This is a genomic window from Metaplanococcus flavidus, assembly GCF_042675885.1.
GTDB classification, from domain to species: Bacteria; Bacillota; Bacilli; order Bacillales_A; family Planococcaceae; genus Planococcus; species Planococcus flavidus.
This window is the reverse complement of the sequence record NZ_JBHTKI010000051.1, coordinates 1-14,147: the sequence shown is the minus strand read 5'-3', so window position 1 is coordinate 14,147 and position 14,147 is coordinate 1. Positions and strand designations below refer to the sequence as shown.

General features: G+C 40.1%; 13 protein-coding genes, 1 pseudogene and 1 riboswitch. Of the genes and pseudogenes, 13 read left to right on the top strand and 1 reads right to left on the bottom strand.

Translation table 11 applies throughout. The features are described 5' to 3' along the window. Positions 1–35 precede the first annotated feature (35 nt). Positions 36–141: riboswitch (TPP riboswitch) on the bottom strand. A 458-nt stretch (positions 142–599) separates the two neighbouring features. From ACFQ1X_RS16305 to ACFQ1X_RS16290, 4 genes and pseudogenes are all read left to right on the top strand, one after another. Further along, on the top strand, positions 600–923 hold the full coding sequence (locus ACFQ1X_RS16305) for an IDEAL domain-containing protein (RefSeq protein WP_144841236.1): 324 nt from the start codon (positions 600–602) through the stop codon (positions 921–923). Between the two features lie 287 nt (positions 924–1,210). Beyond that, entirely contained in the window at positions 1,211–2,575 is a 1,365-nt protein-coding gene (locus tag ACFQ1X_RS16300) for a M20/M25/M40 family metallo-hydrolase (RefSeq protein ID WP_144841235.1), read from the top strand. 494 nt (positions 2,576–3,069) lie between these two features. Continuing rightward, on the top strand, positions 3,070–3,900 hold the full coding sequence (locus tag ACFQ1X_RS16295; protein WP_144841234.1) for a hypothetical protein: 831 nt from the start codon (positions 3,070–3,072) through the stop codon (positions 3,898–3,900). A gap of 48 nt (positions 3,901–3,948) precedes the next feature. Next, positions 3,949–4,050, top strand: a pseudogene (locus tag ACFQ1X_RS16290) (glyoxalase); the annotation flags it as partial. A gap of 562 nt (positions 4,051–4,612) precedes the next feature. On the opposite strand, the gene ACFQ1X_RS16285 reads toward ACFQ1X_RS16290, so the two are convergent. Next, a complete protein-coding gene (locus ACFQ1X_RS16285) occupies positions 4,613–4,723 on the bottom strand; it encodes a putative holin-like toxin (protein WP_379083407.1) in 111 nt (36 codons plus the stop codon). Between the two features lie 781 nt (positions 4,724–5,504). On the opposite strand from ACFQ1X_RS16285, the gene ACFQ1X_RS16280 reads away from it, so the two are divergent. From ACFQ1X_RS16280 to ACFQ1X_RS16240, 9 genes are all read left to right on the top strand, one after another. Beyond that, positions 5,505–6,503 carry a macro domain-containing protein gene (locus ACFQ1X_RS16280; RefSeq protein WP_144841232.1) on the top strand — a complete coding sequence of 333 codons (999 nt, stop codon included), beginning with the start codon at positions 5,505–5,507 and terminating at the stop codon, positions 6,501–6,503. A 344-nt stretch (positions 6,504–6,847) separates the two neighbouring features. Next, on the top strand, positions 6,848–7,033 hold the full coding sequence (locus ACFQ1X_RS16275; RefSeq protein WP_144841231.1) for a hypothetical protein: 186 nt from the start codon (positions 6,848–6,850) through the stop codon (positions 7,031–7,033). Between the two features lie 59 nt (positions 7,034–7,092). Next, a complete protein-coding gene (locus ACFQ1X_RS16270) occupies positions 7,093–7,365 on the top strand; it encodes a DUF4212 domain-containing protein (protein WP_144841230.1) in 273 nt (90 codons plus the stop codon). A 93-nt stretch (positions 7,366–7,458) separates the two neighbouring features. Beyond that, positions 7,459–9,123: a sodium:solute symporter family protein gene (locus tag ACFQ1X_RS16265; protein WP_144841229.1), complete on the top strand. Its 1,665-nt coding sequence runs from the start codon at positions 7,459–7,461 to the stop codon at positions 9,121–9,123. A 350-nt stretch (positions 9,124–9,473) separates the two neighbouring features. Next, positions 9,474–9,968, top strand: a complete 495-nt coding sequence (locus ACFQ1X_RS16260) for a hypothetical protein (RefSeq protein WP_144841228.1) — start codon at positions 9,474–9,476, stop codon at positions 9,966–9,968. Between the two features lie 600 nt (positions 9,969–10,568). Next, positions 10,569–11,246 carry a hypothetical protein gene (locus ACFQ1X_RS16255; RefSeq protein ID WP_144841227.1) on the top strand — a complete coding sequence of 226 codons (678 nt, stop codon included), beginning with the start codon at positions 10,569–10,571 and terminating at the stop codon, positions 11,244–11,246. 1,560 nt (positions 11,247–12,806) lie between these two features. Beyond that, positions 12,807–13,001, top strand: a complete 195-nt coding sequence (locus ACFQ1X_RS16250) for a hypothetical protein (protein ID WP_379083403.1) — start codon at positions 12,807–12,809, stop codon at positions 12,999–13,001. Positions 13,002–13,251: 250 nt separating this feature from the next. Further along, positions 13,252–13,656, top strand: coding sequence for an AbrB/MazE/SpoVT family DNA-binding domain-containing protein (locus tag ACFQ1X_RS16245; RefSeq protein WP_144841225.1), 405 nt, complete (start codon positions 13,252–13,254; stop codon positions 13,654–13,656). 51 nt (positions 13,657–13,707) lie between these two features. After that, positions 13,708–13,962: a type II toxin-antitoxin system RelE/ParE family toxin gene (locus tag ACFQ1X_RS16240; RefSeq protein WP_379083428.1), complete on the top strand. Its 255-nt coding sequence runs from the start codon at positions 13,708–13,710 to the stop codon at positions 13,960–13,962. Positions 13,963–14,147: the final 185 nt, after the last annotated feature.

The window sequence follows — 14,147 nt, the reverse complement described above, 5'->3', positions numbered from 1 at the left end:
AAAAGGAGGTATTCGCTCCTGAAGATTTCGTTTTGCGGAAAGTCACCGCACTTCCTCACGCAGGTCCTAACCTGTTCGAGTCATAAGGGATCGGAGCTTTCGCTCGCATCTCAGCTAAAATAAGCACCCCCAGTGCAGAAAACGGTATGCGGTTTTTGTGTTCGGGTTGTCCCGATGGCTTCAGTGTAAATGAAGGTTGGAGGGAAGTAAAGGATAATTTAGACAGATGATATTCCGCAAAACAGCTTGCTTGCCTGGGGGCTTTAGCTATACAAGTTGAAAACAAGTGCTCCTGCATCGCTGCGCTGCTTCGTCGCAAAGAGTTGACCATCGCAGGCTTCGGTCAACTCTTCGCTGTTTTGCTCCATATCATTTATAAAATCATTTACACAAATGTAGATAAAAAATGTCATAGCAGCAAATAACTAATTCATTTATCCTGAAATCAGAGCATATATATTGAGTTCTCTTCCATAGAAGAGTAATATTCGATTTACCCACTTTAATGGGTAAGAGTCATTTAATAGGGTATTGATGGTAATAGAGCATAGATAAATTTCAAGTTTCTATAAAATAAATTAAAAAGCAGGTGTTCTGATATGAATGAAGAGAAAACAATTTTAAAAACCACTGATTGGGTTAAAGGGACTTCCATTAAAGGTGAAATGGTAATTGGATTTATTGATTCGATGAGCATGGTGCAAGGCGCTGTATATGTAACGGTTGCCGAAAGCGATAATGAAGAAATTATTGGCATGACGATTCCATTGGCAGTCAAGCAGGTTGAGAGTTTGCAGCAAACGGCACCGAAAGATGCAGCGCAGCTTGAGTATCTGATTGATCTGGCTTTGCAGACTGGTGACAAAGAGTGGTTTAAAGAGTTGACTGCAGAGTTGAATGGGAAAGAGCAGGCTGTAAAGTAAGCTAATTGAAATGAAAAATTATATATTTTTTTTAAGAGCTGCGGGTTAATTAGAGTGACCCAATAAAATGAGACAAGGAAAAAGCACCCCCAACGTCGTATGTAGTAACAACGACAAACTGGAGGTGTTTTTCTGTATGGGTTCAAAAAAGCGGTTCTATCCGGAGGAGATCAAACTAGAGGTCATTGAGATGAAATTGAATAAATCCTACCTCCCTGGAGCTGTGACATTCGTGTCACAGCTCCTATTTTATAATTAAGGCAATAACAGAAAGGGAGAGGATGCACATGCAGAACTTGAACCGATTATTTATTCGCCACGGATTTCTTGTAGAGGAAATTGAAGAAGGAAGATTTGATTGCCGGAAAGAAACGGAAGAGAACATGATGTTTTTGATAGAAACCTTGGATGAGCTTTTTGTGGCTTACACAAAGATCAAGGGTTTGTTGAAAATAGAAGAAACAGATATTGATGAAGAACGATGGCTTCGTGCGGTGGATTTCACATATAGAGGCCGAACCGAGATGCTGCAATTTGGTCCCGGAGTGGACATTCCCGGCATCAAAAATTTCGACACCTACATGGCAGGAATCATCCGCCAATTGAATCGATTGGGCCTGTCGACAACAAGTTGCTGCGATGGCCATGAAAAGAAGCTTCCTAGCATTTCCTTTACCAGAGATACGGATATAACAACCGTTGTTAAAGTGCTGACTGTCATCGGATTGCCGAATGTACATGTTCGAAATCACTCCATTAGTATAAGGGCGCCGCGAATCCAATTGCTCGATGCAGCTGAAGCATTAAGCACCTTTTCTCCGGAAGACCTGAAGAAGGATATTGAGGAATTGAAAAAGCAGTCATTTCTGATGGAGCTCGAAAGCTGCCTATCAATCGACGGTGATAGTGGAGACGAAGAAGACATTCGCGACTGGGTCCTAAGCAAACTCGTGAATCATGCAGACTCATTGGAAGTGGACAGCAAGGGCAATATTCTGGCTGTTAAGGTTTATGGGAGAGGAAAAGGACCGGTGATCTTATTGAATGCGCATCTGGACACCGTGTGCAGTTTTGATGAGGGCCGCGAGATCATAAAAGACGGCAACATCTGGTCCAGCAGCAGCGGCATTTTGGGCGCAGATGACCGGGCGGGTGTCGCCATCCTATTGGAAACACTGAAACGTCTGGATGCAAAGAACTTCAATGGGACCGTGAAATACATTTTCACCGTCGAAGAAGAAATCGGTCTCCTGGGAGCAAAGGGAGTCGAGGCGAATTTCCTGCATGATGTTGATGTTGCGTTTGTAATCGATCGAAGAGGCACAGGGGATATTGTGACTTCCTGTGGCGGTTATGAGAAATTCTGTGACGACTCATTTGGTGAATTCATCGAAGAAACTGCCAGCAACAACGGACTGCCGGGTTGGAAATGCACCGCCGGAGGGAGCAGTGATACCCGCATCTGGGCTTCGCACGGCATTCAAAGTGTAAATTTGTCAGCGGGTTATTATCATGAGCATACCGCGGATGAATGTTTGGATGTTGAAGGGTGTTTAGGTACGGTTGAATTGTTGTTGACAGTTTTAAGTGAAGGTAAAAAATTGCGTGAAATAATTCGGTCTTTAAAGGAAATGAAAAAAATGATAAGTTAACCGATTTCCAACTAGAAGGTCCGGTTAGGAGTACAAAATCAGGAGTTTTCGAAATGATTCTAAATCGCTATTTAATCTATTCATGGAGGTTGCTATATTAGCAGCCTTCATTTTTATTATTGATAATATGAATTAATTTCAAGTTTATGGAAGAAAAGACCAAAACTCCGGTGTAGGCAATAAGATTAATTTAATTGAAAAATATGGAACTTTAATGATACTATGAATATATTATTGAGAATAATTAAACGAATCGGGATTGAGAGGAAGCATGGGCAAATTTATTGATTACTATACATTGCTTAATATACTGCCGACCGTTAGAGGTTAAAAAAGAAATTTTTAAAAAATTCTTTTTAAACTATCGAGGGCGTTAACTTAATAAAACGATAATGCAACATAGGATTTCCATATAATTAGGAGTCCTATTGTTTCTAAAAATAACAACACCAAAATTTAACAGAACCAAATTAAAAAACGAAATGAGGATTGACATGAACAAGACAGTCAAAATTGCCAGTTTGCTGATGGTATTGGTTCTGGTCATCATCTTTGCATTGACGTACCTTGTCATTTCGCTGTTGGAAGGTGACGAAGTGTTTGAGACGACAACCGAAGAAATCGAAACGTTCACCCGGCTGCATCTGACAGACCCCGCGGCCCTCGAAGACTATTTCATCCAACTGGAAGATGAAACGGAAACCCGCTTTGCGATTCAAGACCACAAAATCGTCGAAGATCGTTCGTTCAGCGAAAGCACCTACACCAAAGATGAGAGTGCTTTTGACAACCAGCGCGAAGTCTACGTGACGATTACCTATCAAACAACCGGTACCGATAAAAGCGTATACACCGTATGTAAAACGTGTTCGTACGAAGCGACAGCCATCTACGAATATGAAGACGGCAACTACCTGCTGGATGCCGTCAAGTTCGAACAGAATTGGTTGTTCGAGACGCTTGCCGAAACGCTGGCGCCGGAATATGTCGAAATGGGCACCCTTCCCGATAGTCCGTATTATTACCACATCGTATCGGATCACGAGCGCACCCTGTCGTTCAACGAATTGAGCGCCACCGGTTATTGGGACAAAGACACCGATAATTTTATGCTGACAGTTCCCCTGTACAGCGACCCTGTGCCATTGCACAACGGCATCATTTTCGGCGACTTGTTTGACTATGATACGCGCAGCAGCACATCCGGATTTCTCCGGATCAACGACGACGGCTCCGTATCGCTTTACGAAACACCGGCCGTAACGCCCAGCGAAGACACGGGCAACCCGGACGTCGCATTGGTCAAAACATTTCTTCCAAAGTAACCCAAACCTCAAAAAACAGGAGGTCGTTTCATGAATATCTTAGTCAAAATTAGAATGTTAAATTCTGTTCCAATCCCTAATTATGAACATTTTGAATTTAGAGACCCTTTTGGAAATAGAGTAGAGATTATAAAAGAAATTCAAAAATAATTCTTCTTTAACTATCGAGGACGTTTGCTTAGTAAAATGATAATGCAACATAGGATTCCCATATAACTGGGAGTCTTATTGTTTCTGAAAATAACAACACCAAACTTTAACAGAGCCAAATTTGAAAAAGAAGGTTGAATCAAATAAAAGGTTAATCGAAAGGAGGTAAAATCTAAAGCCTATAGATTTTTGGGAATTCTTATTATGGTTTTTAGAAACAGCTCGTATTCCTTTAGTAGTGGCTGTAATGATTGCTGTTTATCATTTTTATTACTATGTTAAACCTTCGAAAAATTAAAAAGAGATAGATACATAGAAGAAAATCCAAACCTATAAAATGCCCGCAGGCACATTATCAGCATCTTTAAAAAACAAGACCCTATTAATAAAATATAAATAATAGAACCTGAAAACTTAGTATGTTACAATGTAGACATAAAAAAAGACCGGGTGCGTAAACACCCGGTCGATGCAGTACATGCCGTTAAAGAGCGGCTGGCCAAATTGAAGATGTTTTTAAGCAAAAGAGTAACCACCTACAATCCTGGCAGGGAGAAGGCGGTTACTTCTTTTTGTTGATGGCAATTGCGATGATCGCGACTCCAGCCGTTAAAGCTGAAGCGAGGAATATACCGAATTGAAATAGCATATTCATAGCATCGTAAGTTACCATATCTAAACACCCCCTTTCTCAAGGGAGTGCCAACCGCCCGTCCACTTTATGTAGCTGCATTTCTTAGTTTATCATGGAAATAAGGAGTTTACTATTCCAGTTTAGATGCCTGGAAATTGTGCCGCTCCTTGGGATGCGTAGCTAATTAATGTAGGTATAACTTTTCACAACAATCGGATTGAAACCTAGTTAGCAACTCTATCACGATATATGATTAGAGTAAGCACATTTAATGTGATTGTAACGACGAGAAGAACTGCTGAAACAATCGCGACGGCTCTACTAGTGTCCATAAGAGCAGACCAATCCTCAATCTGTACTAGATGATGACTATAAACAATCTGGAAACTCAGCGAAATAGCACAAGCACTGAGACTTATAATTGAACGAGTGATCCAGTGGTTTTGCTTTTCGTAGCGTCCGAAATTCACAACAGGAAGAACCCAAGCAATTAGTCCAAGCACGAGGCTGCCAAGATTAAGCCAACCAAAATCCATTTCTAATCTCCCCTTTATTGTCCTTATTCTTTTTCAGCCATTCTGCTCGTTCGATGAATATGAAGTATGATTATTTCATCAACTTAGACGTCCTATACGTGCCAAAAGTTTCCTTATTTAGTATAAAATCCTAGGTTGGAGTCAGTCATAAGCAATATGCTTTCTTATTGTGCTGCTCGCTGGGATGCGCAGTATTTCCTTATGATAAGATGGAAGATATAAGCAATATTATCAAAACGTAATTTTTACATAAGCAATCAAAACATTGGAAAGGGGACTGGCACATGCCACTCGAAATCGTACGCCACGACATTACGAAAATGACAACCGATGCCATCGTGAATGCCGCAAACTCCCAGCTGGAAATGGGCGGCGGCGTCTGCGGTGCCATATTCAATGCGGCAGGATCCGACGCATTGCAGCAGGCGTGCGATCGCATTGGTCATTGTGCGGTGGGGGAAGCGGTGCATACCGAGGCTTTTGCGCTGGCTGCCAAGTTCATCATCCATACGGTGGGACCCGTCTGGGAAGGCGGTTCCAATAACGAAGAAGCTTTGCTGCGGAACTGCTACCGCAACTCCCTGGAACTTGCCCATGAGCTCGGCTGTGAATCGATCGCCTTTCCGCTCATCTCCACCGGCATCTTCGGCTATCCGAAAGAACCTGCCTTGCGGATTGCCATCTCTGAAATCGAATCCTTTCTATTGAAGCATGAAATGCAGGTCTATCTGGTCGTATTCGACAAGCAATCCTTCGGCATCAGTGAAAAACTCTACCAGTCGATTGCAGCCTTCATTGATGAAAATGAAGTAACGGAACTGGAGAAAAAAGATACACGCTATCACAGAAGAATCGAATCAGAAACCATCTACGATGTCTACGAAGAGGACATTACAGTGGAATCCAAACAGGAACTCAGCCTGGAGGATTTTCTTCAAGATGCAGAAGACTCCTTTTCAGAGCGCCTGTTACGCTTGATTGACGAAAAAGGCATGACGGACACCGAAACGTATAAAAGAGCGAATATCGACAGGAAACTGTTTTCCAAGATACGCAATTCGCCTGGCTACACGCCGTTGAAAAAGACAATTGTCGCGTTTGCAATAGCTCTTGAGCTGGATCTTTATGAAACGGAAGAGCTGCTGGGAACAGCGGGATACCGATTGTCGCGCAGCCATAAATTTGACCTGATCATCCGGTATTTCATTGAGCGGAAGAATTACAACATCCATGAAATCAACGAGGCTCTGTTCGCGTTTGATCAAATGCTCCTGGGTGCTTGAAACTGAACCTTTGAAGTGATCGGCTTTTGAAGAGGGAAATTGCTGGGGATGCGGAGGATCTGGTAAATCAGTGACATTTCTGCAAGCTCTCTAAAATTATTTTAGTATTTAATAACCCCAGCATTAGCTAAATAAAATTTGGTTCAAAAGCGGATGAAGAAACTTCTTCATCCGCTTTTTTTATTTTATTTTAAATTGACAGTTTACAAGATTAGCAATTATTAGAATAATGAAAATACAATAATTTCTAAAAAATACCATTAAAAGGAGGGGGGGGGCATCAGAGAAGGAAAATGGGTTGAGTTGAAAAGCAGGTAGGGCAGCGCTTGCAGAAGGAGGATTTTATGATCTGGGTTATAGCTCTGGGACTCGTGACGATTGTATCGGTAATAATGGGACTGAAAAAGAAGAAGGCGATTTTTCTGTTGGTTCCTTTTGCATCCATCTTCGCGTTCATGTTAGTGAAAATTATTATGGTGCCTCTTCCTTTTTCGGATACGGTCCGTTTCATATTCAGTTTGAGAGGATGAGTAAAAACTGAATGGCGCGGTTTTAAATGGAACATATTAAAAATAATGGGGTGAAGAATGTGAGGAAGATTGATAAAAAAGAAGCAGATGCTTACTTTCGTCTACGGACCACTCTAATACTGATTTATTTGGCAATTGGGTTTTCGGCCTCTTTCGGTGTTGTATTTTTCGCAGAGGAATTGTCAGGCTTCAGCATCAACGGATTTCCTTTCCACTATTTCATGGGAGCGCAAGGAGCGGTACTGATCTTCATAACCCTATTATTCATCAATGCTATTGTGAATGACCGAATTGATAAAAAGTTCGGACTTACCCAGGATAAGAAAAGATGATGGCACTCGGTCAGCTAAACATTCAAGTGTTCTCAGAATAAAAACATCCAACTCTTAAAGAATTTGGGTGTACCGTAAAAGGGGGTAGAACTGATGGATACACAATTTATCGTCTCACTTGGACTGATTTTGGCAACTTTTGGCTTATATATCGGGATAGCCTTTTACAATATGGCAAGGCAGACCTCCGATTTCTATGTGGCAGGAAGAAACGTCCCGGCAGTCTTTAATGGGATGGCTATAGGGGCCGACTGGATGAGTGCCGCTTCTTTTATCGGCATGGCGGGTACAGTCATGCTCCTCGGCTACGACGGACTTGCCTACATCATGGGGTGGACAGGCGGTTATCTTTTGCTGACTTTCTTACTGGCTCCACAATTGCGAAAGTCCGGCCGTTATACGGTTCCTGAATTCATCGGAGACCGTTATAATAGCGGCACAGCACGGTTAATTGCTGCTGTGGCAACAATCATCATCAGTTTTACATATTCGATCGGACAGCTTTCAGGCTCGGGGGTTGTTATTGGCCGACTGTTGGAAGTGGATACGGCTATCGGGACAATGATCGGTGTGGCCCTAATTGCGTTTTACTCTGCTGTCGGTGGGATGAAAGGGATCACCTGGACACAAGTGGCGCAATATATCGTCTTGATCACAGCTTATCTTATCCCGGTTATCTTCATGTCACTTCAATTGACCAATAATCCGTTGCCTTGGCTTTCATACGGACAGATTATCAGCGAGCTCCAAGTATTGGATGCACAGCTTGGAATCTCAGAATATGTAGTGCCTTTTACTGAGGCGACGCGATGGCAGTTTTTGGCTCTTATGTTTACACTGATGGCAGGAACAGCCGGTCTGCCTCACGTCATCGTCCGATTTTACACAGTTCCTACAATGAAAGCGGCTCGCTGGAGCGGCGCTTGGGCATTGCTTTTCATCGGTTTGCTTTATTTATCGGCTCCTGCTTATGCTGCGTTTTCCCGTTTTATCTTAATGACTCAAGTGGCAGGCTCTTCTATTGCGGATTTACCGGCCTGGACAACTTCGTGGGTCAATACCGGATCGCTGTCACTGGCAGATGATAATGGAGATGGTATTTTACAATGGGAGGAACTGGTGATCAGCAATGATATTGTGGTCATGGCAACTCCTGAAATTGCCAACCTTGGTGTGTTTGTCGTAGGTTTAATGGCAGCGAGGGCAATGGCTGCCGTCCTGTCAACGGCTGGTAGATTAATGATTGCGATTTCTGCAGCGCTGTCTCAAGACATTTATTACCGTTCGATCAATCCGCATGCGACCGAAAGAAAACGCTTATTAGTTGGTCGCTGGTCTATCATTATTGCAACCGTTTCAGCAGGAATTGTTGCATTGGATCCGCCGGGAGCTATTACGCAAATTGTCGCATGGGCCTTTGCACTGGCGTCAGGCACTTTCTTCCCGGCCCTTATTTTAGGGGTTTGGTGGAAACGGGCAAATGGACCGGGAGTCATCGCAGGCATGTTAACCGGTCTGGTGGTGACGCTCTCTTACATTTTTGCTTCGAGATTTGGAGGTTTGAGCATCCTCGGAATTATCGATACGGGTGCAGGAGTGTTTGGAGCAGCGGCGGCAATCATTGCAATTGTTGTTGTTTCACTGATAACAAAAGCGCCTTCGCAGGAAACTCAGGATGGAGTTATGGATCTTCGTTATCCGGAAGGCATGTCTTATAAGAATGGGGAAGTCTGGATGGATGACTCGACAAAAGATTAAGAACCGCAAGTGTTAACGACTAACAAAGTTGTTTAATTTTACTCTGAGACACCGTTCGTAAATGTATCGGGAAATAAGAGAACGTTCGTAAAGTGGTTATCCACTTTTACGAACGTTTTTTTATGAGTTTTTTGAGTGGTTTTGGGGCGTTCGTAAACGTGTACTTTTACGAACGGTTTTATTTAGATTTACTAAATATCACCTTGGTTTTTGATATATGAAGTAAATGCACAAAAGTAAATATTCAAAGTGGGTATCTATTCTGTTAAGTGGAATGCCGATGAAGCAAGTTTAACTAAATCTTGTACAGGTATATATATAATATGGAAGTATTTGGAGGGAGGGATTCAATGGCAAAGGCAATGCTCTTACTGGTAATCACACTGGCACTTGCAGGATGTGGAAACGACGCAACTTTGGACGGGAAAATTGGAGGTTCGGAAGCAACTTTCGTAGAAGCTCACGGGCCGAATCAGCAGGATGAAGACGCGGAGGGGTTATCAGCTCTTTTCGAATATATGTCTGAATCAGGAATCGCGACTATTTTTATAGAGGACCACGCAGTTCATCTTCTGGTTTCTTTAGACAATGAAGAAGATTCAGGTCTCACACTTGAGGACGCTTTGGATTATACTGAGGATTTCATCCCTGAGGATGCAAAACTTGTAGAAGAGGGGGAGGTCCTGCAGAAACAGGTCTACATCTACGAAAGCGAATTACTGCATGAAGCTGTCGGCGGAGAAGACTCCGATACACAAGCGTTTTCAATCCGGCTTACTGGAGACGGGGAAGATCGCTTTACTCTAGCTGAAATTAAGACGGAGCAGCTGGATGAAGATGAATAGCCCGGCCGCCGATACTCCTTTTTGGTATAAGAATCGGGGAATCAGCATAGCGTAAAAATGTAGCTTTCTTTTATTTCGTTGCAACTTGGAATCCATTCAGCTAAAAAACTTCCATATCAACTATCAGTTTAAGTAATTTTCTCTTTTATTCTTTCTAAAATCTGCAAAGAGCGCTGCATCTTAAAAGTTAGTTTTCACTCTAACCTTTAGTGATGTAGCGCTTTTTTTTATTAAAGCTGTCAAATTTTTTTGGACGGCTTGAACTTCGAATTCGTATATTTGGCTTTTCTTGTTCTCCATAGGAAGAGTAGTAATGATTGTGCGGGCTTTTTTGCCAAGTGCTTTTACAGTCCAATGATTATGGATACACATTTCTACGAACAGAAAAGCTTGTCATTAAAAATCAACTGTCTCTTCTTTTAGATAAATCTTTAAGCTTCAAAAAGGCTACCTTCTTTTCATACCATTTCCCCTTACTTTACTAATAAATTAAATATTTAAAACTAATTATTAATGAGTAATAATATCAATTTATTACTTTAAAAGTTTTATTTTGTAATATTGTGGTATACAAAGGTGTAAGAAAAAAATACTAAGGAGATGGTTGAAATTAGAAAAAAGACGTTCACCTCACTATTCATAGTTATGTTACTTTTGGGTTATAGTGGAGCTGCATATGGACAAAATTCTACTCTCACATCAACTCAAGAGAAAGCAATTGAAACTGTAGAGAGATTGAGTGAAAAATATGGAGTAGAGGTTGATATTCATGTTCCTGAAAATTCTAATATGAAAAAGCAAAATGGGATGACTGTGGAAGAATTAGAAAATACTTTCAAGTTTTTAGCTGCAGTTAAAAATGATGAAGCCGAATTCACTAATAATGAAATGCAAACAACTAATTTTAAAAACGAAATCTCGGTTCAAAATACTTCTTCTGGTACAGCAACAGCAAGTTCACAATACGTTTTAGGTCCTGAAATAAATGATGAATTAGTTAACCGTAACATTTCATTCGCATATACGGTTACCTTAAGTGATGTAAGTGGTGGTCTTCCGCAGTGGCAATCAATTTCTCAGGTAACTTCATTTGGTTCAGGATTATCTACTGTGGATTGGATTGAAACATCTTCAAACTACGATATCACTGCATTAACTATAGTTAGATTGACTGCTTCGGGATATTGGGAAGTAAATGAACCATTCTCTGGTATAGAATTAGGTGTAAGACAAGTTGATAATTGGATTTTACAATATTTTACCAACGACCTTCAATAGACTATGATTTTAAAAATTCAAAGTCATTGGATCTAATTAAAAAACTGCATGAAATCAAGCCTAAAATTTCATTTTATGCAGTTTTTTACTTTAATTACAAAAGTAAGGGGGGGTTAAATTGAAAAAGTTAATTCTGGGCATAGTCATCGCAATTTTCCTGCTTATTGTTGCTTACTTTTTTATTACGTTGGTCGGGTGGTAAGTAAATTTTCTAGAATAAATTAATTTAGAAGCCGTTTCATTAGAATCCTTTAATTAGAATGAAAAATTTAAGGCTTTATTCCCTGTTGCCAGTTTCATAATATAATTTATGTAACAATTTTAGAGATCTATGAGCATGACTTAGAGATACTGTACAGTGAACTTATTTAAAAATACACTGTGTTCATTGTGAGGAGAACATACGAATGATCAAAAAAGTTCCCGACTCATCTTACTGTGGGAGATGGCGAAAGGCTTTTTTTCACTCATTACATACAATTTTTTTCTTACTGATTATTATCGTGAGGCAAGTTTTGAATGTAGAAAAACCGCAACTCTTTTTCTTCATGTGCAACTAGTCGGTCTAGCATTTGTTTCACTGTCGAATTATTAGTTTACATATCATGAGGTTATCGGAAGCTGCGTAGATATAAAGGAGAGAAGATGCTCTTTGTGAACTGAACTCCAAATGGGTTACTTTTTTAAAGAGTCTACCATTGGGGTTCAGTTCAATTATGATCTTGAGGGGATTTTGTCATCAACAGCAAAACAAGCGGCATTTTCATTGTATATTTTCCAAGAACAGAGGTGGGAACTAAAGCGGTCTTATTCTCACTATTAAAAAGCAACGGTCTATATTAATTGATAAAATGTTTAGCTAATAAAAACACCCATGGGCTAATCAATAGCAAGCCACTTATATACATAAAGCTACGTTTACTAATAACTATTGCTATTGCCCAACTAGAGATACCACAGAGAAAAGTGAGTATTAAGGTAGTGATTATCCCGTACTCACGGAAGATAGGTACGGTAAATGACAGTATTCCGATTCCTATAATAATCCAATAAAATACATATGGAGATTTCTTATTTTCCATTCCTAAGACCCCTTTCGAGAATGATTTACCTGAATTGATTACTTGTCTTGAGAGCGTAAAATATCTTGTGTAAATAACAAAACACAAACTTATTAATTAACATAGCATACCAAAGAGTTTACATATGAGGGATTATCAGAAGCTGATTGAAGACATAAGGAGAGAAGAGGCGAATACTATGCATCTTCTCTCCCTTTTAGTCTGTTTTAATGTAATTTTGGAATGGTTTTTTCTAAGTAAAAGATATTCAATTTCTATTTATGTTGTGGGAATTAATGTTAATCTAAATGTAGTTGATGTTTGAAGGATATGAACGTAACTTAAGTGCAGTTAAGTTACATTCAGTTTTTTCTGGAAAAGAATCGATACTTTGAATACTTTGTTATCGTTTATCCCTAGAAAAGTTTATCCGTACTATTAGATTTGAAATATGGATGTAACAAAAATTTAGAAAGTGGGGAGAACTCTGAAAAAAACAGTGTTGATTTTAAGTATTTTATTTTTACAAGCCTGTGGAGTTAGTGATGAAAAGGATTATGAGGTTAGTTGGGGAGACTATAGTGATTCGGCGGTAGAGAGATTAGAAGAAAATAATATAGATTACGAAGTTAGGAATCAAGTAATTTTTATTAAAGAAAAGGATTTAAACAAAGCTCAGGATTGTTGTAGTTGAGAATGTATTGGAAGATAAAAAAATACTAAAATGTCTATACGCATTTGCTCCGTTTACTTTGGAGAACCGCGAAGCATGAATGTAACTTAATGTGAAGTAAGTTACATTCACTTTTCTTTTTCTATAGTCTTCAAGAAGTCGTTCCAAGCCGGGATCTTACAGTACTTCAAACGTTCATTCCTTCTAAAAAAGTGATATACTTTAAAATAAATTAATAAATAATTTTATTTTAAAGTTAGGAGTGAAATTGATGAGTGCTATTATGCCGAAAAAAAGAGAGTCTGAACATGGATTGAAGCCAGGAAAGAAAGCAAAAAGACGGGTACGCGTTTCGCAGCAACGACAATTGAGCATCCCCAAAGATTTTTACCTGGCTCTTGGACTTACCGATGAAGCCGTCATGGAATTTACGGGGACAGAGATCATCATCCGGCCTGCCACATTCGAAGAAGTCGATTTTTCCGCAGATATTTTACAGGACTTAATCGCTCAAGGTCTTTCCGGACAAGAGTTGTTGCAAGAATTTAAGAAAATCAAAGCAGACATTCCAGCAGCCCTTCAATCATTGGAACAGGAAACGATGACTCAGCCTATCATCCAGGGAAGTTTAGACGACTATTTAGACGCTCTGGAGGATGATGAAGAAGATGAGTGAAGACTTGTTGCCTGTTCAGCTCAGCAAACGAGCTGGGAAAGAGTTAAAAAAATCAAAAAGTCCGACCAAGTCCTCTACCGGAAAATGGACGAGGCCATCACAAGTATCCGAAAGGATCCGGCCATTGGCGAAGCAAAAAAAGGGGATTTAAAAGGCTATTCCTGCTTGGATATTCATCACAGAGGAACAAATTACGAGCTGTGTTATGCCATAAGAGAAAACGAAGAAGGAGAATTGGTTCTCGTTGTTTTATTGGGAACTCGTGAAAATTTTTATTTGGAATTAAAACGTTATCTAGGCAAATGAAAAAAGCCATCCTAAGCGAAGGATGGCTTTTATTGGATTAACTACAGCTAAAAAATGAATTTTTGAATGTAACTTAATGGTAATTAAGTTACATTCCACTGCTGGTAAACACAGGGTTCATTTTCATGCTCTATCTTAAAAAAACTACCAATTTTCAGCCTTAAATTACTTACAAGTTCATCGTT